Origin of the sequence: Amycolatopsis sp. NPDC005961, assembly GCF_040629235.1 — a bacterium.
Lineage (GTDB): Bacteria > Actinomycetota > Actinomycetes > Mycobacteriales > Pseudonocardiaceae > Amycolatopsis > Amycolatopsis camponoti.
The window spans coordinates 227,711-250,787 of record NZ_JBEXVF010000001.1 but is presented as its reverse complement, the minus strand read 5'-3'; the positions used below and the strand labels follow the sequence as shown (position 1 = coordinate 250,787).

The following is a 23,077-nucleotide window of genomic DNA, read 5'->3' as shown; positions in this document are numbered from 1 at the left end:
TCACCCTTGAAATCGAAAGTTCGGCATGCCTAAACTTCGATTTGGGGTCCCCGACATCCGGTTTGAGAGGCAGGCGCCATGGCGGTCACCGAGGCGGTGCGGCCGAAACTCGCGTCGCGCTTGCGCGCCGGGTCGGCCCTGCTGGGCCCGGCGTTCGTCGCCGCGATCGCCTACGTCGACCCGGGCAACGTCGCGTCCAACATCAGTGCCGGCGCCCGCTACGGCTACCTGCTGGTCTGGGTGATCGTCGCGGCGAACCTGATGGCCGTGCTCGTGCAGTACCTGTCGGCGAAGCTCGGCCTGGTCAGCGGGATGTCGCTGCCGGAGGCCCTGCGCGCCCGGCTGTCCCGGCGCGCGCGGATCGCCTACTGGCTGCAGGCCGAGGTCGTCGCCATCGCCACCGACCTCGCGGAGGTCGTCGGCGGCGCCATCGCCCTCTACCTGCTCTTCGACCTGCCGCTCGTCGCCGGCGGCCTGGTCACCGGCGCCGTCTCGCTGACGCTGCTGGCGGTCCAGGACCGCGGCGGCCAGCGGACGTTCGAGCGCGTCGTCACCGGCCTGCTGCTGGTCATCGCGGTCGGGTTCCTGGCCAGCCTGTTCGTCGAGCCGCCGTCGGCATCGGGCACGCTCGGCGGGCTGGTGCCGATGTTCGACGGCTCCGGCAGCGTCCTCATCGCCGCCGCGATGCTGGGCGCGACGGTCATGCCCCACGCCGTCTACCTGCACTCCGGCCTGGTCCGCGACCGGCACGGCCTCCCGGACGTCACCACCCGCCGCCGCCTGCTGCGCGCCACCCGCGCCGACGTCGGGCTGGCGATGCTGCTGGCCGGCGCGGTGAACCTCGGCATGCTGCTGCTCGCCGCGACCAACCTGCAGGGCCAGGAGGGCGTCGACAGCATCGAGGGCGCGCACGCCGCGGTCGCGGTGGCCCTCGGCCCGGGTATCGCGCTGCTGTTCGCGATCGGCCTCCTGGCGTCGGGCCTGGCGTCGACGTCGGTGGGCGCGTACGCGGGCGCGATGATCATGCAGGGGTTGCTGCACAAGCGGATTCCGCTGGTCGTGCGCCGTCTCGTCACGCTGATCCCGGCGATCGTCGTGCTCGCCCTCGGCGCCGATCCGAGTGCCGCGCTGGTCGTCTCGCAGGTCGTGCTGTCGTTCGGGATCCCGTTCGCGCTGGTACCGCTGATCCGGCTGACAGCGGACCGTGATCTGATGGGCGCGGACGCCAACCGCAGGCTGACGACCATCGCGGCATCGCTGATCGCGGTGGTGATCATCGCGCTCAACCTGGTGCTGGTCTATCTCACCTTCACCGGCTGAGCCCCACGAACAGGAGGCCGCGGCCATGGCCTGGAGCTTCGCCCTCAACGCCGAATGCGGTGGGCGGGAAACCCACGCCCGGGACCTCGCGCGCCACTTCGACGGGTTCCCGTCCCGCATCTTCTCCGATGGCGGCAGCGGCTGGTGGTGCGGGATCGCGCCCGAAGACCCCGGCGGCAAGGGCATCGAGTCCGCCGAGGACGCGACGGCCATGACCGCCGCCGGGCGGCGGCTCTACTGGCTGCTCCGCACGGCGCCGCCGGTCTACCGCTACGCGCTGGCGGGGGTCGACACCGACAAGTTCCGCACCTACGCCGAGCTGATGGCCGAGAACGACCTGACGCGCTTCCCGGGTCTCGTGGTCAGCGAGGACATCTGGGCCGCGACCGGCAAGCGGGCCGCGTTCAGCGACTTCGCCCCGGGCTACCGGTGGATCCCGTACCGCGGCGAGGCGTACACCGCACCCCGATGAACTCCGCATAGTCACGAATTCGGTGGAACCCCCAGCGGTGCCCGGCGGTCCGACTAGCATCTGCGCGACCGCCGCTAGAAGGAGCACCGTGACCGACGAACAGACCCGGCCGTACCCACCGCAGGCGCCCGTCACGCCTGGTCAGCGGGTTGTCGCCGGCCGTTACGCGCTCCTCGGCGAGCTGGGCCGCGGCGGCATGGGTGTCGTGTGGCGGGCGCAGGACCAGGTCATCGGCCGGCAGGTCGCCGTCAAGGAGCTGCGGCTGCCCGACGCCGAGTCCGCCGCCGTCTTCTCCGAGCGCGCGCTGCGCGAGGTGCGCACCGGCGGGCGGCTCAACGATCCCGCCGTCGTGACCGTCTACGACGTCATCACCGACGGCGGCACGACGTTCATCGTGATGGAGCTCGTCGAGGCGCCGTCGCTGGCCGACCTCGTCCGGCAGCGCGGCCCGATGCCCGCCGCGCAGGCCGCGCTGATGGGGGAGCGGGTCCTGGCCGCGCTGCAGGCCGCGCACGCCGCCGGGATCGTGCACCGCGACGTCAAGCCGGCGAACATCCTGGTCGCGCCGGACGGCCGCGTGAAGCTCACGGACTTCGGCATCGCCCACGCCATCGACGACCCGCGCCTGACCACGAGCGGCATGATCGTCGGCTCGCCCGCGTTCATGGCGCCGGAGCGCGTCGAAGGCCGCGAAGCGCTGCCCGCGTCCGACCTGTGGTCCCTCGGCGCGACGCTGTTCTTCGCCGTCGAAGGCTCGATCCCGTTCGAGCGCGCGACCACGGCGGCGACGCTGCACGCGATCATGACCGAGATCCCGTACCTGACCCGCGGCCAGGGCCCGATCGCCGCGGCGATCCTCGGCCTGCTCGTCGCCAACCCCGACGCGCGGCTCACCGCGGCGCAGGCGCAGAACCTGCTGACGACGGCGCAGGGCATGCGGCCGACCCCGCCGGGCGGCACCGCGATGGTCAGCCCGATGACGCGGGTCGCACCGCAGCCACCGAAGAAGGACCACCGCGCCCTGTGGATCTCGGTCGCCGCCGTGGCGGTCGTCGGTGCCCTGGTCGGCGGCTTCTTCGCGGGCAAGGCCTTCGAGGCCCCGGCTGTCGACGAGCAGAAGCTGCCGACGATGACCTTCGGCCTCGGCGGGCAGATGCGGGTCGACGCCAGTTCGAGCTACCTCTGCTACAACGCCCCGGTCCAGGACGGCGGCGTCATCAGCGACGCGAACGACGGCGACTGCAAGGAGAGCCACACCCTCGAGATCTACGACGCCGGAGACGTCATCGGCACCGCGAGCTGGTCCGACAGCGACGCGGCCATCGCCGGCTACCCGGGCCTGGCCGCCACCACCGCGGCCGCCGAAGCCCGCTGCGCGGCCTCGTTCCGCTCGTCGATCGTCCCCGCGACCCAGCGCGACGGCCTCAAGTACCGGGCGCTCGTGCCGACCCAGGAGCAGTGGCAGAGCGTCCCGACGGAAAGCGGCGAGTACCCGACGCGCGAGTTCTACTGCGTGCTGGCCAAGGCCGACGGCGGACCGATCTCCGCGCCGATCGTGACCAAGGTCAAGTAGAAGTTCCGCGATGAGCGGCCGGGTCCCGGAAATCCTCCGCACTTCCTCGGACGTGACCAGGTCGGCGCGGTTTTCGTCAGGGGGACGGGGTACCGTCTCAGCATGTCCAACCCACCTACCGCCGCGCCCGGAAGACCCTTCGGGCGCGTGCTCACCGCGATGGTCACCCCCTTCGACGCCGAAGGCGCACTCGACCTGAAGCGGGCGCAGGAGCTGGCCGAGCACCTCGTGGAGCTGGGGAACGACGGCCTCGTCATCAACGGCACCACCGGCGAGAGCCCGACCACGAGCGACGCGGAGAAGCAGGAGCTCATCCGCGCCGTGGTCGAGGCCGTCGGCGACCGGGCGACCGTCGTGGCCGGCGCGGGCACCAACAACACCGCGCACAGCATCGAGCAGGCGAAGCAGGCCGAAGCGGCCGGCGCGCACGGCCTGCTGGTCGTCACCCCGTACTACTCACGGCCCAGCCAGGCCGGCCTGCACGCGCACTTCACGGCGGTCGCGGACAGCTCCGGCCTGCCGGTGATGCTCTACGACATCCCGCCGCGCTCGGTCGTGCCGATCGAGGTCGACACGCTGCTGCGGCTGGCCGAGCACCCGCGGATCGTCGCGGTCAAGGACGCCAAGGGCGACCTGATCGCCGGCTCCGAGGTCATCGCCAACACCCACCTCGCCTACTACTCGGGTGACGACGGCCTGAACCTGCCGTGGATCTCCGTCGGCGGCACCGGCGTGGTGAGTGTGATCGGTCACGTCGTCGCGGGCCGGATCCGCGCGATGATCGACGCCTACGAGAACGGCGACACGTCCACCGCGCGCACCAACCACCGCGGCATGCTGCCGGTGCTGCGCGCGATGTCGCGGGTCGGCGGGGTCGCGTTCAGCAAGGCGGCGCTGCGGCTGCGCGGCTTCGACGCCGGCGAGCCGCGGCTCCCGATCGTCGCCCCGACGGCCGAACAGACGGCCCTGATCGCCGGTGATCTCGGGCAGGGCGGCGTGCCGTTGGGCGACACGGCGGCCCAGGACTGGCATGGTGAGCGGGTGGCACAAGCAGATTCGAGGGCCGCCTACGTGGCGCCGACCTCGCACACCAGCGTTGGGACCCTGCCTCGGTGAGCTCACTTCCCCCCGGTCCAGGCCCCACCAACGCCCCGCCCGCACTGCCCGCCGGAGCCTTGCGCGTCGTCGCGCTGGGCGGTATCGGCGAGGTCGGGCGCAACATGACCGTCTTCGAGTACGGCGGCCGGCTGCTCATCGTCGACTGCGGGGTGCTCTTCCCCGAGGACGACCAGCCCGGCGTCGACCTGATCCTGCCCGACTTCCGCGCGATCGAGGACCGGCTCGACGACATCGAAGGTCTGGTGCTCACCCACGGGCACGAAGACCACATCGGTGCCGTCCCGTTCCTCCTGCGCCTGCGGCCGGACCTGCCGATCTACGGCTCGAAGTTCACCAACGCCCTGCTCGCGGCGAAGGCCAAGGAGCACCGGCAGCGGCCGAAGCTGATCCAGGTCCGCGAGGGCGAGCGCCGCGACGTCGGCGTGTTCAACCTCGAGTTCTTCGCGGTCAACCACTCCATCCCGGACGCGCTGGCCGTCGCCATCCGCACCCCGGCGGGCGTGGTGCTGCACACCGGCGACATCAAGCTGGACCAGCTCCCGCTCGACGGCCGCCTCACCGACCTGGCCGGCTTCTCCCGGCTCGGTGACGAGGGCGTCGACCTGTTCTGCGTCGACTCGACCAACGCCGAGGTGCCCGGGTTCGTCATGCCCGAGCGCGACATCGGCCCGGTCCTCGACGACGTCATCCGCCGCGTCGACCAGCGCGTGATCGTGGCCTGCTTCGCCAGCCACGTCCACCGCGTCCAGCAGGTGCTCGACGCCGCCCAGCGGCACGGCCGCCGGATCGCGTTCGTCGGCCGGTCGATGGTCCGCAACATGGGGATCGCGGCCGAGCTGGGCCTGCTCAACGTGCCGGACGGCCTGCTCGTCGACCTCGACCAGGCCAGCAACCTGCCGGAGAGCAAGGTCCTGTTCGTCTCGACGGGTTCGCAGGGCGAGCCGCTCTCGGCGCTGTCGCGGATGGCGCGCGGCGAGCACCGGCAGATCTCGATCCGCGCGGGCGACACCGTCGTGCTGGCCAGCTCGATGATCCCGGGCAACGAGACCGCGGTGTTCGGCGTGGTCAACGGCCTGACCCGGCTCGGCGCGAACGTCGTCCACCAGGGCAACGCCAAGGTGCACGTGTCCGGCCACGCGTCGGCGGGCGAGCTGCTCTACCTGTACAACGCGGTCCGGCCGAGCAACGTCATGCCGGTGCACGGCGAGTGGAAGCACCTGCGCGCGAACGGCGAGCTGGCGATCCGCACCGGCGTCGCGCCGGACAACGTGGTGATCGCCGAAGACGGCGTGGTCGTCGACCTGGTCGACGGCAAGGCCTCGCGCACCGGGCGCGTCGAGGTCGGGCACGTCTACGTCGACGGCCTCTCGGTCGGCGACGTCGGCGAGTCGACCCTGTCCGACCGGCTGGTGCTGGGCGAGGGCGGGTTCATCTCGATCAGCGTGGCGGTGGACTCCAGCACGGGCCGCCCGGTCAGCGCCCCGACGGTGTCCGGCCGCGGCTTCTCCGACGACCCGAAGGCGCTCGACGCCGTCGTGCCGCTGGTGGAGATGGAGCTGGCGCGCACGGAGTCCGAGGGCATCACCGACACGCACCGGATCGCGCAGGCGGTCCGCCGGGTGGTCGGCCGCTGGGTGGCCGACACCTATCGCCGCCGCCCGATGATCGTCCCGACGGTCATCCCGGTCTAGCTTCCGGTCTTCGTCATGAGGGGCCCCGCACGGACTTCACGTCCATGAGGGGCCCCTCATGGCTTTCCGGCGCACCACCTTGGCCAGCCCCAGGGCGAAGGCGATGGTGGCGGTCTGGCGGAGCAGGGCGCGGCGTGCCCGGCGCTGGTCGGCTCGTGTCGGTTTCGTGCTTACCCCCAAGCGGTCGGGCTCCAGTGTCGCGCGCGGGCCGGGCGCGGACATCCCACTTCAGGCCACTGGCGCATCCCACCCGGGTATGAGCGGCCGCTGTTAGGCCGTCTGGACCACGAGCCGGTGGATTGCCGGGCGCTAACCTTGATCCCCACCCCGCCTCGCCGAAGAGAGGCCGCGCCGATGGGACGCCACTCGCCGGACGGACGACGACGCCGGCTGCTCGTGCCCGCCCTCGCGACCGGTCTCGTGGTCGTTCTCGGGGCGGCGGCCTGGGTCACCGTCTCGGCGGTGCGGTCCCGGCCCACGTGCGAGCAGCCCGCCAAGGTCCTCGTCGCCGCGTCCGCCGACATCGCGCCCGCGCTTTCGATCGTGGCGCGTGGTCTCGACCTCCGGTGCGGCAGCGTGGAGGTCCAGACCAGGGAAGCGGCCGCCGCGGCCGAGCAGCTCGCCCTGTCCGACGGCAGCCTGCGGCCGCAGGTGTGGGTGCCGGACTCGACCCTCGCGCTGCGCCGCGCCCACCAGCTCGGCGCGGCCGACGTCCCCGAGTCCGGGGCGTCGATGGCCAGTTCGCCGGTGGTGCTGGCCGTCGCCGAGGACGTCGCGAAGGGCATCGGCTGGCCCGACCACCAACCCACCTGGGCGGAGGTCCTGGGCGCGCAGGGTGCCGTCCCGGGGATGTCGGACCCGGCGCGCGACTCGGTCGGCGCGATGGCGCTGCTCGGCTTGAAGGAGAGCGTCCGCGCGGCCACCGAGCCGGCGGGCGCGTACGTCGCGATGCTGCGGCGGGTCTCGGCCAACACGCTCGGCGCGGAGACGGACCTGATCGCGCGGCTGCCCGGCTCGGGCGCCACCGGCGGCACGGCCGCGGTGACGATGTTCCCCGCGTCGGAGAACTCGGTGCTGCGCCACAACATCGAGGACGCGACGTCGCCGCTCGTCGCCGTCTACTCGACCGCGGTGCCCACATTGGACTACCCGTTCGCCGAGCTGGGCGGGATCACCCCGCAGCAGCGGCCGATCATCGAGGCGCTCCGGGAAGCGGCTCTCGGCGACGCGGGCGCGGACGCCATCGCGAAGACGGGCCTGCGCGCGGCGGGCGGCCAGGCGCTGCGCGACCACGACGACGACCGGAGGGTGTCGACGTCCGGTTTCCGGGCGGCGAACCTGCCGGCTGCCGGAGCCGTCGACGAGCTGCTCAACCAGTGGGCCGGGATCAACCTGAGCGCGCGGGTGCAGGTGCTCGTCGACGTGTCGGGGTCGATGAACGCGCAGGTGCCGGGGACCGGGCTGAACCGGATGCAGCTGTCGATGCAGGCGACGGCGAAGGCGCTGCACCTGTTCAAGCCCACGACCCAGCTGCGGATGCTGGCGTTCTCGACGCGGCTCGACGGCGACAAGGACTACCGCGAGCTGCTGCCGATGGCGTCGGTGGCCCAGCACCTGGCGACCGGCGCGCTGGACAAGCTGGCCCAGGTGAGGGCCACCCCGAACGGCGGAACGGGGTTGTACGACAGCGTCCTGGACACGTACCGCACCGCGCGCCGCGAGTGGGAGCCCGGCCGGCTCAACCTGGTGATCGTCCTGACGGACGGCCGCAACGAGGACCCACACGGAATCTCGCGCGCGGACCTGCTGGCCGAGCTGGCGAAGCTCCAGGACCCCCACCGCCCGATCCCCCTGATCGGCGTGGGCATCGGCCCGGACGCGGACCAGGCGGAACTGGACCAGCTGACCAAGGCGACGGGCGGCCAGGCGTTCGTGGCCCCGGACCCGGCCAAGATCACGGACGTGTTTTTCGGAGCCCTGAGCCGAATCGCCGGCGGCTAGGGCGTGTCTGCTCGTTATCCGACCTCTTGGGCCGAGGATGGGCGACGTGGCACGGCCGACAGCTCGGGTACTGACGTTGCTCGAGTTGTTGCAGTCCGGTGGCACCCGTACCTCGGCCGAGCTGGCCGAGCGGCTGAACGTGGATGGACGCACGGTGCGCCGCTACGTGGAGCACCTGCGTGACCTCGGCATTCCGGTGGATTCCGTGCGTGGTCGTCACGGCGGCTACCGACTGGCGCGCCACTACCGGATGCCTCCGTTGATGCTCACCGACGAGGAAGCACTGGCGGTCGTCTGGGGGCTGCTGCTGACGGGCCGGCCGGGGTCCGGTCCGGCCTCGATCGGTGACGTGGAGGCCGCCACCTCGAAGGTCCGCCGGGTACTGCCCCCGGCCCTGGCACGGCAGATCGACGCAGTGGTCGAAACCGTGAATTTCACCGGCGGCCGGATCGGCGAGGCCGAGCGCACCGGGGGTGGCGAGGAGGCGAGCGCGAGAGTGCTTCTCGGACTGGCGCAGGCTGCGCGGGACCGACGTCCGATCGCCTTCGACTACCTGCCGCGGCACGGACCTGCACGGTCGCGCACCGTTCATCCGCACGGCATCGTCGCCGTGCACGGGCTGCTCTACCTCACCGGCCACGACGTCGGGCGCCAGGCGGAACGGACGTTCCGCCTGGACCGCATCGCCGGTCTGCGCCTGCTGGAGGGCACGTTCGAGGTGCCGGACGACCTGAACCCGGTGCGGCGGGTCGTGGGCCCGCTCGCGGCGGGTCCCGGGCGACATGAGGTGTCAGTGCTCGTCGACGCCGAGGCAGTGCAGGTGCGAGCGTTGTTCCCGGAGACGCTGGCATCGGTCGAACCGGTAGCCGGCGTCTCCGGAAATGGTCGGTGGCTGAGAATTTTCGTCCGTGCGGAACGTCTGGAATGGGTCGCGGGAAGGTTGGCCGCGCTCGATCGGCCGTTCGTCATCGAGCAGCCGGAAGCCCTGCACGGGGTCGTTGCCGCGCTGGGCCAGAAGCTGATCGCCGCGGCGATCGTCGATCCCGGCGGCGACCCGGGCTAGGACCGCGTGGACGGTGGCATCCGGGGTGTCCGGTTCTGCTGCAGTCGCCGCGCCTGCGGCGTGACCGGCGTGTAGAGGTTGACGAGTGACCCTTCCGGGTCGCGGATCAGCACGGACATGTTGCCCCAGGGCATCATCGTGGGCGCCTGCACGACGTCGAGGTCGTCGCCGAGTTCGGTCTTCATGCGGGCAAGCAGGGATTCGACGTCCGCCACGACGAACTCGACGATGGCGGTGCGGTTGGCGGCCGCTCGCGGTGGGTTGTCCGTGATGAAAGCGACCCGCTCCGGCGCGCTGAGCGCGAAGGTCGCGGACGGTGTCACCAGCTCGACGAAGTCGTCGGTCAGGTACTGCGGGGTGGCGCCGGTGAGGACCTCGTAGAAGCGGACGAGTCGCGGTAGGTCGTCGGTGATCACGCGGACGGAGGCCAGCTGGACGGTGTTCGTTGTCATGATCAGGACGCTATCCCGAATACCGGACACAACCTGTCCGGTTTCCCGGCACGGTCAATCACTCGTGACGCCCGATCGCCGGCGGCTGATGAAGGCGTACACCGCCAGGATCACCGCCAGGCTGACCAAGCTCAGATACAACTGAGCCCGCGTGTCCTCGTCCACGAACAGCATCGACGCCACCACGACCAGCGTCATCGCCAACGTCAGCCAGCTCAGCCACGGATACCCCCACATCCGCAGCTTCAAGAGCTCAGGCGACGAAGCCTCCAGCCGCTGCCGCATTCGCAGCTGGGAGCCGCAAATGATCGCGTACACGAACAATGCCACCGCGCCCGCCGAATTGATGATGAAGTAGAAGATCTTGTCCGGGGACACGTAACTCATCACCACCGCCACGTACCCGACCGAGGTGGACGCCAGGATCGCCTTCCAGGGCACCCCGCGTGCGTTCGTGTGCGCCACCCACGTCGGGGCCCAGCCGTGGCGGCGCAGCGCGAACAACATCCGGGATGCCGTGTACAGCCCCGAATTCAGCACCGACAGCGCCGCCGTCAGGACGACCGCACTGACCACTGTGGACGCCGCCGGGACGCCGAAACGGCCGAACGCCGCCGCGAACGGGCTCGTCTCGCTCGGGATCTCGCGCCACGGGGTGATCATCACCAGCAGGGCCACCGAACCCACGTAGAACACGATCACGCGCCAGACGATCGTCGACGTCGCCCTGCGGACCGCCGTCTCCGGCTGGTCGGACTCGGCCGCCGCGATCGTCACGATCTCCGCGCCGAAATACGAAAAGATCACGATGACCACGCCGTGGACGACCGAAAACCCGCCGTGGGGCACGAAACCGTCGAGGCCGATGTTGCCCACCGAGAAGTGCGCGCCCGGCCAGAGCCCGAGCACGAACAGCAGGCCCAGTACCAGGAACACCACGATGGTCGCGACCTTGATCGACGCGAGCCAGAACTCCGTCTCGCCGAACGACCGCGCCGACGCCAGGTTCGTCGCCGTCAGCAGCAGCATCAGCGCCAGCGAGAACACCCATTGCGGCACACCGGGAATCCAGCCCTGCAGGATCTTCGCGCCGGCCACCGCTTCGAACGCGACCACGCCGACCCAGAAGTACCAGTACAGCCAGCCGATCGTGAAGCCCGCCCAGCCGCCGAGCGAGTCGCGCGCATACTCCATGAACGAGCCGAGCGCCGGGGCCGCCGTCGCCATCTCGCCGAGCATCCGCATGACGAGCACCACGAGCAGCCCGCCCAGCGCGTACGAAAGCACGGCCGCCGGGCCGACGGTGCGGATCACCGCGCCGCTGCCGATGAACAGGCTCGCGCCGATGATGCCGCCGAGGGCGATCATCCGGACGTGCCGCTGCCGCAGCTCGGGCCGCAGCCCCGACGTCGTCATGGTGTGGAATTCTCGCATTCCGACGTCACTTCGTGAAGAACTCAGCTCGTCAGGATCGCCGACTTCCGCTGCACCAGGAACGCGCCGGCCAGCAGGATCGCCGAGCCGAGCAGCTGCGGCCAGGTGAGCTCCTCGCCGAGCAGCGCCCACGCCGTGACCGTGACGATCACCGGCTCGACCAGGCCGAGCACGCTCGCCACCGACGCCGGCAGGTGCCGCAGCGACGAAATCCCGAAGACGTAGGCCAGCACGGTGGCGACCAGCACCAGCAGGACGAGCAGGAGCCACACCGGCGGGCGCCAGGGGCCGAACGCGACGTCCGTGCCGAGCAGCCCGACCGGCCACGTCCACGGCGGCGCGACCAGGCTGACCAGGACCGCGCCGATCACCATGCCCCAGGTGACCAGGCCCAGCGGGTCGATGTCGGCCACCGCGCGCTCGCCGAGCAGGAAGTACCCGGCCGAGCACAGCGCCGCGCCGAGGCCGGCGAGCAGTCCGAGGCCGTTGAGCGTGACGCCCTGCCAGACCTGGGCGACCAGCGACAGTCCCGCCATGGCCAGGGCGATGCCGCCCCACACCGACCGCGGCAGCCGGTGGCCCCGCACGAACCGCACCCACAGCGCGATGAGCACCGGCGAGATGAACTCCAGCAGGATCGCGATGCCGACCGGGATCCGGCCCGCGGCGACGAAGTACAGCAGCTGCACGCCGGCGACGCCGAGCAGGCCGTACCCGGCCAGTACAGGCAGCTCGCTCCGGCGCACCCGCAGCTTCCGCGGCGCCACCAGCGCCACCCCGGCGAGCAGCACGAGCCCGGCGACCCCGATCCGCATCGCGGCCACCTGCTCCGGGCTGAACCCGGCGGACATCGCGGACTTGCCCAGCGTGCCCGACGTGCTGAAGAACAGCGCCGCGAGCAGCACGAGCGTGGTCCCGCGGCCGCGGTGGGCGACCCGGGGAGGTGCGAGGACGGGCAGCTCGGTGGTCACCACCGCGACTCTAGGGCCCGCGGCGTGACTACCGAAACGGGTTTTCCGGTTATTCCGCCCGCTTCAGCCCGGTCGCGACGTGCGTCGTGATCGTGGCCAGCCGCCGCCCCTGGACGCGCAGCGCGCCGAGGGCCAGTTCGTCCGGCGCCGCCGACTTGCGCGACACGAACGAGCCGCCGTACGGGTTGCCGGACTCCATCAGGTGCGGGTCGGTGTAGCCGAGCGGGACGACGATCGCGCCCCAGTGGTAGAAGACGTTGTTGATCGCCAGCAGCGTCGACTCCAGCCCGCCGTGCCGGGTGGACGCCGTCGTGAACGACGTCGCGACCTTGTCGGCCAGCTTCCCCTTCGCCCACAACCCACCCGTGCTGTCCAAATAGGACTTCAGCTGGGCGGCCGGGCCGCCGAACCGGGTCGGGCTGCCGAAGGCGAGGCCATCGGCCCACACGAGGTCGTCGAGCGTGGCCAGCGCGTGGTGCGGGCCCGAGTCGATCCACGCCTGCCAGCGCGGGTTCTGCGCGATGGCCTCGGCGGGCAACGTCTCCGGCACGGTCCGCACCCGCACCTCGGCCCCGGTCTCGCGGGCGCCCGCGGCGAGCGCCTCGGCGAGGGCGGCCGTGTTGCCGGTCGAGCTGTAGTAGACGACGAGTATCCGTGTGCTCACGTCCGCCGACTCTAGGCGTGCCGCGGCGGGCGTCTCAGGATCCGGACTTGGGCTTCCACGGGCTGACGGTGTCGGTGGGCCGCGTCGGGTCGTGGAACCGCGGCCGGTCCAGCTCGCCCGCGCGCAGCGGGACCAGGCCGTCCGTGATGGCCTGCATGATCTTCGCGTGCGCGCGCACGCCGGCGCCCGGGCGCTCCGGCTCGACGTCCGACAGGTCGACCGGGTCGCCGAAGTGCACCCGGAACTTCGGGCGGCGCAGGGGCGCGCTGAGCCCGGAGCGGGCGAGCGGGAGCAGGTCGGCCGGGCCGTTGACGGTCTCGGTGCCCCAGTAGACGGCCTCGTGCGCGCCCCACTGGCTGATCGGGATCACCGGAACGCCCGCGGCCAGCGCGAGCCGCGCCGCGCCGGTCTTGCCTCGCTCCGGCCACAGGCCCGGGTCGTGGCTGATCCGGCCTTCCGGGTAGACGATGATCGGCTCGCGCGTGGTCTTGAGCGCTTCGACGGCCTCGGCGAACTGCCCGACGGCGGTCGCGGCGATCTTCCGGTCGACCCGCAGGTGGCCGCTGACCCGCAGCGCCGGCCCGATCACCGGGGCGTCGAGGATGCCGCCGGCCAGCATGAACCGCGGGTTGATGCCGATCCGCTTGCACGCGGCCATCAGCACGAACGCGTCGAACACGCCGATGTGGTTCGCGGTCATCAGCAGCGGCTTGCCGCGCAGCTGGGCCGGGATGCGCCCGCTGACGGTCAGCCGCCCGACGAGGTTGACCAGTCCCCGGTCGATGTTCAGCATGGTCCGCCAGAGGGCGGGGGCACGGCGGGGCGGTTCGTCGGTGCGCAGCGCGAGCATGGGGCAGAGCATGGCAGACGCCGATTTCACCCGATTGCGCACTGGCCGGATCGGTTCACCCGGATGGCCGCTCGTGCCCGGGTGTGAGGCAGAAGTTCACCCTGCGCCGAGAGTGGCGCATGTGACGAAGGGCCACGGCCGGTTACCGTGGAACGCATGGCTGGGTCGGCGACGAGGAAGCGAAGTACGGGCAGCGGCGCGAAGGGGGCAGCGGCGCGTAAGCCGCGTACACCCGCGAAGCCACGTACGTCCACCGCGCGCAAGCCCGCCCCCCGCTCGCGCCGCAAGACGCCGGGGCTCTTCGGCAAGGGCGTCCGCGGCACCTGGAACCTGCTGGCCAAGGGCATCGGCACGCTGGCCAGGACCGTCGGCCGCACCCGGGAGCTGGAACCCGAACACCGCCGTGACGGCCTCGCGCTCGGGCTGATGGCCCTGGCCATCGTCGCCGCGGTGGGCGTCTGGTGGCGGGCGGCCGGGCCGATCGGGGCCGGGGTCGAGATCGCCACCCGGACCGTCCTCGGTGCCGGGGCCGTCACGCTGCCGCTGGTGCTGGTCGTCGTCGCCGTCGCGCTGATGCGGTCCGAGCCGCACCCCGAGACGCGGCCGCGGATGGTGATCGGCACCATCATGGTCGTCCTGTCCGTGCTCGGGATGCTGCACATCTTCACCGCGCTCCCGGACACCAACGACGGCCGGATGTACGCCGGCGGCATCATCGGCGCCTTCTCCGGAGGGCTGCTGACCATGGGCGTCACCACCTGGGTCGCCGTGCCGCTGCTCATCCTCGCGCTGGTCTTCGGCGTCCTCGTGTTCACCGGCACCCCGGTCCGCGAGATCCCGCACCGGCTGCGCAACTGGGGCCTCGACGAAGAGGAGATCGCCGAGGCGGACCAGAAGGCCGGCTTCGCCACCGACGAGGAAGCCGTCACCGAGGCCGACCCGAAGGCCGCGCGCCTGCGCAAGCCGTCGCGCCGCCGCCAGAGCAGCGCCGACCACGAAGGCGAGCAGCTCGACCTCGACGCGATGCTGGCCGAGGCGCCGACCCCGATCAAGCCGCCCAAGGCGAGCACGGTCGTGCCCAAGCCGGCCGAGGTGCCCGAGAAGAAGCCCAAGAAGGCCCCGGAACCGCCGCTCGCGGTCACGCGGACCGTCGAAGGCGACTACCTGCTCCCGCCGCCCGACCTGCTGAAGCTCGGCGACGCGCCGAAGTCCCGCAGCAAGGCCAACGACGCCATGATCGAGGCGATCACCGGCGTGCTGGAGCAGTTCAGCATCGACGCGCAGGTCACCGGCTTCACCCGCGGCCCGACGGTCACCCGGTACGAGGTCGAGCTGGGCCCGGGCGTCAAGGTCGAGAAGATCACCGCGCTGACCAAGAACATCGCCTACGCCGTGGCCACCGACAACGTCCGGCTGCTGGCGCCGATCCCGGGCAAGTCCGCGGTCGGCATCGAGGTGCCGAACTCCGACCGCGAGATGGTCCGCCTGGGTGACGTGCTGCGCGCGCCGTCCACGGTCAAGGACAACCACCCGATGGTGATCGGCCTCGGCAAGGACATCGAGGGCCACTTCGTCACGGCGAACCTGACGAAGATGCCGCACTTGCTGGTCGCCGGTTCGACCGGTTCCGGTAAGTCGAGCTTCGTCAACTCGATGCTGGTGTCGCTGCTCGCGCGGGCGACGCCGGACGAGTGCCGGATGATCCTGATCGACCCGAAGATGGTCGAGCTGACGCCCTACGAGGGCATCCCGCACCTGATCACGCCCATCATCACCCAGCCGAAGAAGGCCGCCGCCGCGCTCGCCTGGCTGGTGGAGGAGATGGAGCAGCGCTACCAGGACATGCAGGTAAACAAGGTCCGGCACATCGACGACTACAACAAGAAGGTCAAGTCCGGCGAGATCACCGCGCCGCCCGGGTCCGAGCGCGAGTACCGGCCGTACCCGTACATCATGGCGATCGTCGACGAGCTCGCCGACCTGATGATGACCGCCCCGCGCGACGTCGAGGACGCGATCGTCCGGATCACCCAGAAGGCCCGCGCGGCCGGCATCCACCTGGTCCTCGCGACGCAGCGGCCGTCGGTCGACGTCGTCACCGGCCTGATCAAGACCAACGTGCCCTCGCGGCTGGCGTTCGCGACGTCGTCGCTGACCGACTCGCGGGTCATCCTCGACCAGCCGGGCGCGGAGAAGCTCATCGGCATGGGCGACGCTCTGTACCTGCCCATGGGCGCCGGCAAGCCGGTCCGCATCCAGGGCGCGTTCGTCGGCGACGAGGAGATCTCCGCCGTCGTCAACTACGCGAAGGAGCAGGCGCAGCCGGACTACCAGGACGGCGTCACCGCGCAGAAGGCCGGCGAGAAGAAGGAGATCGACCCGGATATCGGGGACGACCTGGACGTCCTGCTGCAGGCCGCGGAGCTGATCGTGACGTCCCAGTTCGGCTCGACGTCGATGCTCCAGCGCAAGCTGCGGGTCGGGTTCGCCAAGGCGGGCCGGCTGATGGACCTGCTGGAGAGCCGCGGGATCGTCGGCCCGTCGGAGGGCTCGAAGGCCCGCGACGTGCTGATCAAGCCCGAGGAGCTGGAAGGCGTCCTGTTCATGATCCGCGGCGGCGACCCGGTCCCGGCCGACCCGGACGACGAGTAGTGCAACCCGCGGCCGGGCTCGTTCCGTCCTGAGCGCATGGACCCGCAGCGCTTCGCAGCCGGACTGTTCGCCTTCGCCTTCGCCGTCGTCGCGGCGGGCGCCGGGAGCTCGGTCGCGGCCGGGCAGCCGATCCCGGCCCGCCCGGCGGCGCCCTCGACCGTCAACGCCGCGCCGCGGGGTGACGTCACCTTGCGCGTCGGGGAGGAAGCCGCGATCCAGGGGAAGGATCTGGCGGTCCGCTACCTGCGCGTCGTCTCCGACTCGCGGTGCCGTCCGACCATGACGTGCATCTGGCAGGGCGAGGCGACGCTCGCGTTCCTGCTGAGCGAGCCCGGCCGCGGCGAGAGCACGACGGCCGAGCTGCACAGCGGCCCCCGGACCGGTCCGCAGGCGACCTCGTTCGCCGCCGGCCGCGTCGAGCTGGTGTCAGTGAGCGAGGACGGCCTGGCGGCGACCGTCCGGGTCAGCTGAGGGGCGTGCCCCAGTGGTCGAGGAAGGCCACTTCGGACAGCGGTGTGCGCGGCGCCGGCTTGAAGTCCGGCACCGTCGTGTACGCCACCGGCAGCAGCCCGACCTGCGTGTGGCCGTCCGGGATGCCGAGGATCTCCGCGGCTTCGGCCTCCCGCGCCAGGTGGTACGTCGTGAGCGTCGAGCCCAGCCCGCGCGAGCGCAGCGCCAGCTGGAAGCTCCATACCGCCGGGAAGATGCCCCCGTAGAAGGCGGCGTCGACCGCGTTGTCGCCGGTCGGGCGGCCGGCCACGACCGGGATCACGAACACCGGGACGCGCTCGATCACGTCGATCAAGTGCCGCCCGGAGGCCAGCGCCCGCGAAGGCGCGGCACTCGCCCGTTCCGCCAGGTAGGCCTCGCCGACTTCGCGGAAGATCGCGCCGAGCCGGTTCTTCACGTCCTGGTCGCGCACCACGAGCCAGCGCCAGGCCTGGACGTTGCCGGGCGTCGGCGCCTGCAGCGCCAGGTTCAGGCACTCCTCGATGACCTCGGGTTCCACCGGCCGCTCGAGGTCGAGCTTCCGGCGGACCGCGCGGGTCGTGCTGAGCAGGTGGTCGATGTCCATGCACCCATCCTGGCGGGCCCGGGCCGGTTGCGCGGCCCGGGCCGCCGGGCTCAGCCGCCGAACTTGCGCACGGCCTGGTAGTACGTCCAGGCCGCGCCCTTGCAGGCGATGTTCGAGCCGCACACGCTCTTCAGGTCCGAGTACAGGTTGTCGTCGATCTTCAGGCGGTTCGCCTCGGTGAACCGCCCCTGCTTCTTGTAGTTGCGGTAGCCGAAGTCGTGCCGGTGGCAGCCGGGCAGGAACTTCCAGCCGAACGGGTTGTCCGGCGCCCACGAGCAGCCGTCCGAGGACCAGTCGAGCTGGCCGTTGTAGGGCGCCTGGCCCCGGATCGTCTCGAAGTTCGAGAGCGACGTCGAAAAGAGGTACTGGTCGGTGACCGTCGGGATGTCGACGGCCGCCGCGGTGCCGGCGCCCAGCAGGGCACCTCCGCCGACAGTCGCGGCCACCGCGATGGTGGCCCCCAGGTTCCGCAGAGTCGTGCGCATTTTGTGCGTTCCTCGCTGATCAGGTGGGGAATTGACCTGATCATCGTGGGACACCCAGGTGGCGCGCGTCACCGCCCGGAAGGATGTTAAGGGGAAACTTTCAGAATCCGGGCGGTGAATAGGGGTGGTCAGAGCTCGAGCAGCATCCGCGAGTTGCCGAGGGTGTTCGGCTTGACGTACGGCAGGTCGAGGAATTCGGCGACACCGGTGTCGTGCGAGCGCCGCATCTCCTCGTAGACCTCGTGCGAGACCGGCGTTCCCTGGATCTCCACGAAGCCGTGCCCGGTGAAGAAGCTCGTCTCGAACGTCAGCACGAACAGCCGCCTGAGACCCAGCTCACGCGCCTCGTCGATCAGCCTGCTCACCAGGACCCGCCCGACCCCCTGGCCGCGGACGGCCTTGTCGACCACGACGGTCCGCAGCTCGGCGATGTCCTCCCAGAGCACGTGCAGCGCGGCCGCGCCGGCGACCTCGCCGTCGACCTCGGCGACCCAGAACTCCTGGACCGCTTCGTACAGCGTGACCAGGTCCTTCTCCAGCAGGACGCGGCCGGCGTCCGAGTCGACCAGGGCCTTGATCTTGCGGACGTCGGCGATCCGCGCGCGGCGGACGGCGGGGGAGGCGGACGGCACGATCGTCAACACTGCCACATCGCGGGGCGCGGGCTTCTCCGGCACGACCGGGCCACGCCGTCGTCGGCCCGCCCGGGACCGGCGGCTACCCTGAACGTCGTGCCTTCTCCTGCCGTTGACCCTGCCGCCACCCGACGCGTCTCCCTGCTGACCCTGGGCTGCGCCCGCAACGAGGTCGACTCGGAGGAGCTGGCGGGCCGGCTGGCGGCCGGCGGCTGGGAACTGGCGGCCGATCCGGAGGACTCCGACGTCGTGGTGGTCAACACCTGCGGCTTCGTCGAGTCGGCCAAGAAGGACTCCGTCGACACGCTGCTGGCGGCCTCGGACACGGGCAAGAAGGTCGTCGCCGTCGGCTGCATGGCCGAGCGCTACGGCCACGAGCTGGCCGACAGCCTCCCCGAGGCCGACGCGGTGCTGGGCTTCGACCACTACGCCGAGCTTTCCGACCGGCTCGACGACGTCGTCGCGGGCCGCAAGGTCGCCTCGCACACGCCGGGCGACCGCCGCAAGCTGCTGCCGATCAGCCCGGTCCAGCGGCCCGCCGCGGCCGAGACCGTCGAGGTCCCGGGCCACGCGCAGCACGGCTGGGGCCCGCGGGTGCTGCGCACGCGCCTCGACGACTCGCCGGTGGCCGCGCTGAAGATCGCCTCCGGCTGCGACCGGCGCTGCTCGTTCTGCGCGATCCCGTCGTTCCGCGGCTCGTTCGTCTCGCGGCAGCCCGACGAGATCGTCGCCGAGGCGATGTGGCTGGCCGAGCACGGCGTCAAGGAGCTGTTCCTGGTCAGCGAGAACTCGACGTCCTACGGCAAGGACTTCGGCCGCGACGGCGCCACCGCGCTGGAGCGGCTGCTGCCGCGCCTGGCGGAGATCGACGGCATCGAGCGCGTCCGCGTCTCCTACCTGCAGCCGGCCGAGACGCGCCCGCAGCTGGTCAAGGCCATCGCGACCACGCCGGGGGTCGCCGAGTACTTCGACCTGTCGTTCCAGCACTCCAGCGAGCAGGTGCTGCGCCGGATGCGCCGGTTCGGCTCGACAGACTCGTTCCTGGCGCTGACCGAGCAGATCCGCGAGTACGCGCCCGAAGCGGGCATCCGCACCAACGTCATCGTCGGGTTCCCCGGTGAGACCGAGCACGACCTCTCCGAGCTGGAACGCTTCCTGACCGGCGCGCGCCTCGACGCGGTCGGCGTCTTCGGCTACTCCGACGAGGACGGCACCGAGGCCGAGACCTTCGACGGCAAGCTCGACGCCGACGAGGTCGCCGCGCGCGTCACCCGGATCTCCGCGCTGGTCGAGGAGCTGACCGCGCAGCGCGCCGAGGACCGGATCGGCACGTTCGTCGACGTGCTCGTCGAGCTGGACGACGACGGCGAGCTCACCGGCCGCGCCGCGCACCAGGCCCCCGAGGTCGACGGCGAGTGCGTCATCCTCGACGCGCCGGAGAAGACCGAGGTCGGTGACTTCCTGCGGTGCGAGGTCGTCGACTCGGCGGGCGTGGACCTGGTGGTCCGCGCGGTACCGGACGCCGACCGGTGAGTGCGCTCCCCAGCGACGCCGCCGACGAGGGCCTGACCCGCGCCACCGGCGACGCGCCCGCGCAGGTTCCCGAGCCGACCCCGGTCCCGACCCTGAACCTGGCGAACCTCCTGACGCTCTCGCGCCTGGTGCTGGTGCCGCTGTTCGTCGTCGCGCTGTTCACCGGCGACGGCCACGACACCACCTGGCGCGCGATCGCCACCGGCCTGTTCGCCGTCGCCTCCTTCACCGACCAGCTCGACGGCTGGGTGGCGCGCCGGTACGGCCTGATCACCGACTTCGGCAAGATCGCCGACCCGATCGCGGACAAGGCGCTGACCGGCGCCGCGCTGGTCGGCTTGAGCATTCTCGGTGAGCTGGGCTGGTGGGTCACGATCGTCATCGCGGTCCGCGAAATCGGCGTCACGCTGCTGCGGTTCTGGGTGATCCGCCACGGCGTGATCCCGGCCAGCCGCGGCGGCAAGGCCAAGACGATGGCCCAGATCGCCGCGATCACCGCCTACCTGCTGCCGCTGCCGGCCGGTGCCGACCCGGTCCGCTGGGCGCTGATGGGCCTGGCCGTGGTGCTGACCGTGGTGACCGGCGTCGATTACCTGGTCCGGGCCGTGCGGCTGCGCGCGGCCGGGCGTCGCGTCACCGGGAGCTGACGGTGCCCGAGGCGCCGCGGACTCCGGAGCGACCGGGCTCCGCCGACGAGCAGGCCGCCGCGCTGATCGCGGCGCTCACCGGGCGGGGCGAGACCGTCGCGGCCGCCGAGTCGCTGACCGCGGGGCTCGTCTGCGCCACCCTGGCCCGGGTGCCGGGGGCCAGCGCGGCCCTGCGCGGGGGACTGGTGGTCTACGCCACCGAGCTGAAGACCGCGCTGGCCGGGGTCGACGCCGCGCTGCTGGCCGAACACGGCGCCGTCCACCCGGAGGTCGCCGCCCAGCTGGCCGAGGGCGCCCGCGAGCGGTGCGGCGCGACCTGGGGCCTCGGGCTCACCGGCGTGGCCGGGCCGGCCGCCCAGGACGGCGTCGCGCCGGGCACTGTGTACGTCGGGCTCGCCGGGCCGGGAACACGCCCACCGCGCGGAGCCTCGTTTGTCACAGTCCGTACCCTGGCCCTGCGCGGCGACCGGGAGATGATCAGGACCGAATCGGTCCGGGCCGCGTTTTCCCTGCTCGGGGAACATCTGACGTGAATCGGGCGTTCGCCCTTGGCGTACGGGCACACCAACTCCTGCGCTCGGGGCGCCGCTCTGGGTAACGTAGGGGGTACTTGTACGGAAGGGAGGCGCGTGATGACCGTGCTGTTGCGTGAGGCGATCGGTGATCGGCTCCGTCATGCCCGCACCAACCAGCGTCGTACGCTGCGCGACATCTCCCGCGCCGCCAGGGTCAGCCTCGGCTACCTCTCGGAGGTGGAGCGAGGCCAGAAGGAAGCGTCGAGCGAACTGCTCGCGTCCATCTGCCAGGCCCTGGACCTTCCGCTCGGCGAGCTGCTGCACAAGGTGGCAGCGGACGTTTCGGCCCTCGACAACGTCGAGGTCGCACCGGTCGACGAGCGGATCGGGGACGGCGCGCCCCGGGAGAAGGTGTCCGAGCGGGGCGCCAAGGCCGCCGCGGCCGGCATCGAAGGCGGCCGCCTGATGTCGGAGCTGATCGGCAACGACCTCGCCGACCTGCGGGTTTCCCCGGCGCCACGGATGAACACGACGCTGCGGACGACGATCGGACAGCCGAAGCTGGCCTCGACCATCGCCGCGTAAGTCATACGCACACGACCGACGGCCCCGGGCAACCCGCCCGGGGCCGTCGGCGTCGGGCGGTTGCTCGTGGGCTCTTCCGGTTGGCCGGGTTGGGCTGCTCGCGGCCGGGCTGGTTTCTCACCGAGCTGGCCCTTCTGGCCGGCCGAGCCGCCTCTTCCGGCCCGCTGAGCTGGCCCTTTCCAGCGGGACAAGCCGTCCGGCCTGCCGCTCGGGCTTCCCTCCGGGGCCGGCTCCCGGGCGTCCCGCCGGGCCCACCGCCGCACCTCATTTCGGGCGTCGCCGCCGGGCAACCCGCCCGGGGCCGTCCGCGTTACCTACGGGGGTGATCAGGGGCGAACCCTGAAATCCCCCGGGGTCGCCTGGAACGGACGTGGCCGACCTGACACGATGGAACCCAACGCCGGGGTCGGTGCGTTGCATGTGCAGGGGAGCGACGCCCCACCCCGAGTACCTAGGCCCGTGGGACGCAAGAAGGCAGGCGGAGGAGATGGCCAACCCGTTCGTGAAGTTCTGGAAGTACATGATGGCGGCGTTCTCGTCGAAGATCGACGAACACGCCGACCCGAAGGTACAGATCCAGCAGGCCATCGAGGAGGCGCAGCGCAACCACCAGGCGCTGACGCAGCAGGCCGCCTCCGTGATCGGCAACCAGCGGCAGCTGGAGATGAAGCTCAACCGGCAGCTCGGCGACGTCGAGAAGCTGCAGGCTTCCACCCGCCAGGCCCTCGTCCTCGCGGACGAGGCCCGCTCGAAGGGTGACGAGCAGAAGGCCGTCGAGTTCGAGAACGCCGCGGAGAGCTTCGCGACGCAGCTCGTCACGGCCGAGCAGAACATCGAGGACCTGAAGACGCTGCACGACCAGTCGCTGCAGGCCGCGGCCCAGGCCAAGAAGGCCGTGGAGCGCAACTCGCAGATGCTGCAGCAGAAGCTGGCCGAGCGCACGAAGCTGCTCTCGCAGCTGGAGCAGGCGAAGATGCAGGAGCAGGTCTCCGCTTCGCTGAACCAGATGAGCCAGCTGGCCGCGCCGGGCAACACGCCGTCGCTGGAAGAGGTCCGCGACAAGATCGAGAAGCGCTACACCACGGCTCTCGGCTCCGCGGAGCTGGCGCAGAACTCGGTCCAGGGGCGCATGATGGAGGTCCAGGCCTCCACCACGCAGCTGGCCGGTCACTCGCGGCTCGAGCAGATCCGCTCGTCGATGCGCGGTGACTCGGTCGCCCAGGTGACCGACGGTGGCGCGGCTCAGAAGCCGGCGAGCAGCAGCTCGGCCGACATCCAGCGCGAGATCCAGGCGCGCGTGCAGGCCGAGCAGGGCAAGAACCCGGCCTGACGCGGGCCGT

22 protein-coding genes are annotated in these 23,077 nt (G+C 71.5%); 14 read left to right on the top strand and 8 right to left on the bottom strand.

Annotated elements, in window-relative coordinates; genetic code table 11:
- The first annotated feature begins 78 nt into the window (after positions 1-78).
- The 7 genes from ABZ342_RS01205 (at position 79) to ABZ342_RS01175 (ending at position 9,239) form a co-directional block, all read left to right on the top strand.
- Positions 79-1,320 carry an Nramp family divalent metal transporter gene (locus ABZ342_RS01205; RefSeq protein WP_360468075.1) on the top strand — a complete coding sequence of 414 codons (1,242 nt, stop codon included), beginning with the start codon at positions 79-81 and terminating at the stop codon, positions 1,318-1,320.
- A 25-nt stretch (positions 1,321-1,345) separates the two neighbouring features.
- Positions 1,346-1,792 carry a hypothetical protein gene (locus tag ABZ342_RS01200; RefSeq protein ID WP_360468074.1) on the top strand — a complete coding sequence of 149 codons (447 nt, stop codon included), beginning with the start codon at positions 1,346-1,348 and terminating at the stop codon, positions 1,790-1,792.
- A gap of 88 nt (positions 1,793-1,880) precedes the next feature.
- A complete protein-coding gene (locus ABZ342_RS01195; RefSeq protein ID WP_360468073.1) occupies positions 1,881-3,365 on the top strand; it encodes a serine/threonine-protein kinase in 1,485 nt (494 codons plus the stop codon).
- A 102-nt stretch (positions 3,366-3,467) separates the two neighbouring features.
- Positions 3,468-4,481: a 4-hydroxy-tetrahydrodipicolinate synthase gene (dapA, locus tag ABZ342_RS01190; protein ID WP_155545983.1), complete on the top strand. Its 1,014-nt coding sequence runs from the start codon at positions 3,468-3,470 to the stop codon at positions 4,479-4,481.
- Complete coding sequence (locus ABZ342_RS01185) at positions 4,478-6,175, top strand: ribonuclease J (protein ID WP_360468072.1); 1,698 nt, start codon at positions 4,478-4,480, stop codon at positions 6,173-6,175. The genes dapA and ABZ342_RS01185 overlap by 4 nt, the downstream gene beginning before the upstream one ends.
- 354 nt (positions 6,176-6,529) lie before the next feature.
- A complete protein-coding gene (locus ABZ342_RS01180) occupies positions 6,530-8,176 on the top strand; it encodes a VWA domain-containing protein (RefSeq protein WP_360468071.1) in 1,647 nt (548 codons plus the stop codon).
- 46 nt (positions 8,177-8,222) lie between these two features.
- A complete protein-coding gene (locus tag ABZ342_RS01175) occupies positions 8,223-9,239 on the top strand; it encodes a transcriptional regulator (RefSeq protein ID WP_360468070.1) in 1,017 nt (338 codons plus the stop codon).
- Here the strand turns inward: ABZ342_RS01175 and ABZ342_RS01170 are convergent.
- Genes ABZ342_RS01170 through ABZ342_RS01150 form a run of 5 tightly spaced genes read right to left on the bottom strand, consistent with a single transcriptional unit; the run spans position 9,236 to position 13,610 of the window.
- Complete coding sequence (locus tag ABZ342_RS01170) at positions 9,236-9,691, bottom strand: VOC family protein (RefSeq protein ID WP_360468069.1); 456 nt, start codon at positions 9,689-9,691, stop codon at positions 9,236-9,238. The two genes, ABZ342_RS01175 and ABZ342_RS01170, sit on opposite strands and share 4 nt — an antisense overlap.
- A gap of 54 nt (positions 9,692-9,745) precedes the next feature.
- Entirely contained in the window at positions 9,746-11,107 is a 1,362-nt protein-coding gene (locus ABZ342_RS01165; RefSeq protein WP_360468068.1) for an amino acid permease, read from the bottom strand.
- A gap of 41 nt (positions 11,108-11,148) precedes the next feature.
- Positions 11,149-12,096 carry an EamA family transporter gene (locus ABZ342_RS01160; RefSeq protein ID WP_155545986.1) on the bottom strand — a complete coding sequence of 316 codons (948 nt, stop codon included), beginning with the start codon at positions 12,094-12,096 and terminating at the stop codon, positions 11,149-11,151.
- Positions 12,097-12,145: 49 nt separating this feature from the next.
- Positions 12,146-12,760 (bottom strand): NAD(P)H:quinone oxidoreductase, encoded by a 615-nt coding sequence (wrbA, locus tag ABZ342_RS01155; protein WP_360468067.1) that lies wholly within the window; start codon positions 12,758-12,760, stop codon positions 12,146-12,148.
- A 34-nt stretch (positions 12,761-12,794) separates the two neighbouring features.
- Positions 12,795-13,610 carry a lysophospholipid acyltransferase family protein gene (locus ABZ342_RS01150; protein ID WP_230862756.1) on the bottom strand — a complete coding sequence of 272 codons (816 nt, stop codon included), beginning with the start codon at positions 13,608-13,610 and terminating at the stop codon, positions 12,795-12,797.
- 156 nt (positions 13,611-13,766) lie between these two features.
- Here ABZ342_RS01150 and ABZ342_RS01145 point away from each other — a divergent pair, with 156 nt between their 5' ends.
- Complete coding sequence (locus tag ABZ342_RS01145) at positions 13,767-16,262, top strand: DNA translocase FtsK (RefSeq protein ID WP_155545989.1); 2,496 nt, start codon at positions 13,767-13,769, stop codon at positions 16,260-16,262.
- Between the two features lie 36 nt (positions 16,263-16,298).
- Entirely contained in the window at positions 16,299-16,733 is a 435-nt protein-coding gene (locus ABZ342_RS01140; protein WP_360468066.1) for a hypothetical protein, read from the top strand.
- Here the strand turns inward: ABZ342_RS01140 and ABZ342_RS01135 are convergent.
- The 3 genes from ABZ342_RS01135 to ABZ342_RS01125 form a co-directional block, all read right to left on the bottom strand.
- Complete coding sequence (locus ABZ342_RS01135; RefSeq protein ID WP_360468065.1) at positions 16,726-17,337, bottom strand: nitroreductase family protein; 612 nt, start codon at positions 17,335-17,337, stop codon at positions 16,726-16,728. The two genes, ABZ342_RS01140 and ABZ342_RS01135, sit on opposite strands and share 8 nt — an antisense overlap.
- 50 nt (positions 17,338-17,387) lie before the next feature.
- Entirely contained in the window at positions 17,388-17,822 is a 435-nt protein-coding gene (locus ABZ342_RS01130; RefSeq protein ID WP_155545991.1) for a phospholipase, read from the bottom strand.
- Between the two features lie 128 nt (positions 17,823-17,950).
- A complete protein-coding gene (locus tag ABZ342_RS01125) occupies positions 17,951-18,454 on the bottom strand; it encodes an amino-acid N-acetyltransferase (protein WP_155547387.1) in 504 nt (167 codons plus the stop codon).
- A gap of 99 nt (positions 18,455-18,553) precedes the next feature.
- On the opposite strand from ABZ342_RS01125, the gene rimO reads away from it, so the two are divergent.
- The 5 genes from rimO (at position 18,554) to ABZ342_RS01100 (ending at position 23,067) form a co-directional block, all read left to right on the top strand.
- Positions 18,554-19,990, top strand: a complete 1,437-nt coding sequence (gene rimO, locus ABZ342_RS01120) for a 30S ribosomal protein S12 methylthiotransferase RimO (protein ID WP_155545992.1) — start codon at positions 18,554-18,556, stop codon at positions 19,988-19,990.
- Positions 19,987-20,637 (top strand): CDP-diacylglycerol--glycerol-3-phosphate 3-phosphatidyltransferase, encoded by a 651-nt coding sequence (gene pgsA, locus ABZ342_RS01115; protein ID WP_360468064.1) that lies wholly within the window; start codon positions 19,987-19,989, stop codon positions 20,635-20,637. Before rimO ends, pgsA begins: the two co-directional genes overlap by 4 nt.
- A 2-nt stretch (positions 20,638-20,639) precedes the next feature.
- Entirely contained in the window at positions 20,640-21,170 is a 531-nt protein-coding gene (locus tag ABZ342_RS01110) for a CinA family protein (protein ID WP_360468063.1), read from the top strand.
- 99 nt (positions 21,171-21,269) lie between these two features.
- On the top strand, positions 21,270-21,737 hold the full coding sequence (locus ABZ342_RS01105) for a helix-turn-helix transcriptional regulator (protein ID WP_196425580.1): 468 nt from the start codon (positions 21,270-21,272) through the stop codon (positions 21,735-21,737).
- Between the two features lie 487 nt (positions 21,738-22,224).
- Positions 22,225-23,067 carry a PspA/IM30 family protein gene (locus tag ABZ342_RS01100; protein ID WP_155545995.1) on the top strand — a complete coding sequence of 281 codons (843 nt, stop codon included), beginning with the start codon at positions 22,225-22,227 and terminating at the stop codon, positions 23,065-23,067.
- Positions 23,068-23,077 lie beyond the last annotated feature (10 nt).

Excerpts from the sequence above, each read along its gene's own strand:
- ABZ342_RS01205 (WP_360468075.1), top strand. The coding sequence starts at position 79 with ATGGCGGTCACCGAGGCGGTGCGGCCGAAACTCGCGTCGCGCTTGCGC.
- ABZ342_RS01200 (WP_360468074.1), top strand. The coding sequence starts at position 1,346 with ATGGCCTGGAGCTTCGCCCTCAACGCCGAATGCGGTGGGCGGGAAACC.
- dapA (WP_155545983.1), top strand. The coding sequence starts at position 3,468 with ATGTCCAACCCACCTACCGCCGCGCCCGGAAGACCCTTCGGGCGCGTG.
- ABZ342_RS01180 (WP_360468071.1), top strand. The coding sequence starts at position 6,530 with ATGGGACGCCACTCGCCGGACGGACGACGACGCCGGCTGCTCGTGCCC.
- ABZ342_RS01170 (WP_360468069.1), bottom strand. The coding sequence starts at position 9,691 with ATGACAACGAACACCGTCCAGCTGGCCTCCGTCCGCGTGATCACCGAC.
- ABZ342_RS01165 (WP_360468068.1), bottom strand. The coding sequence starts at position 11,107 with ATGACGACGTCGGGGCTGCGGCCCGAGCTGCGGCAGCGGCACGTCCGG.
- ABZ342_RS01150 (WP_230862756.1), bottom strand. The coding sequence starts at position 13,610 with ATGCTCGCGCTGCGCACCGACGAACCGCCCCGCCGTGCCCCCGCCCTC.
- ABZ342_RS01145 (WP_155545989.1), top strand. The coding sequence starts at position 13,767 with ATGGCTGGGTCGGCGACGAGGAAGCGAAGTACGGGCAGCGGCGCGAAG.
- ABZ342_RS01140 (WP_360468066.1), top strand. The coding sequence starts at position 16,299 with ATGGACCCGCAGCGCTTCGCAGCCGGACTGTTCGCCTTCGCCTTCGCC.
- ABZ342_RS01135 (WP_360468065.1), bottom strand. The coding sequence starts at position 17,337 with ATGGACATCGACCACCTGCTCAGCACGACCCGCGCGGTCCGCCGGAAG.
- ABZ342_RS01130 (WP_155545991.1), bottom strand. The coding sequence starts at position 17,822 with ATGCGCACGACTCTGCGGAACCTGGGGGCCACCATCGCGGTGGCCGCG.
- ABZ342_RS01105 (WP_196425580.1), top strand. The coding sequence starts at position 21,270 with ATGACCGTGCTGTTGCGTGAGGCGATCGGTGATCGGCTCCGTCATGCC.
- ABZ342_RS01100 (WP_155545995.1), top strand. The coding sequence starts at position 22,225 with ATGGCCAACCCGTTCGTGAAGTTCTGGAAGTACATGATGGCGGCGTTC.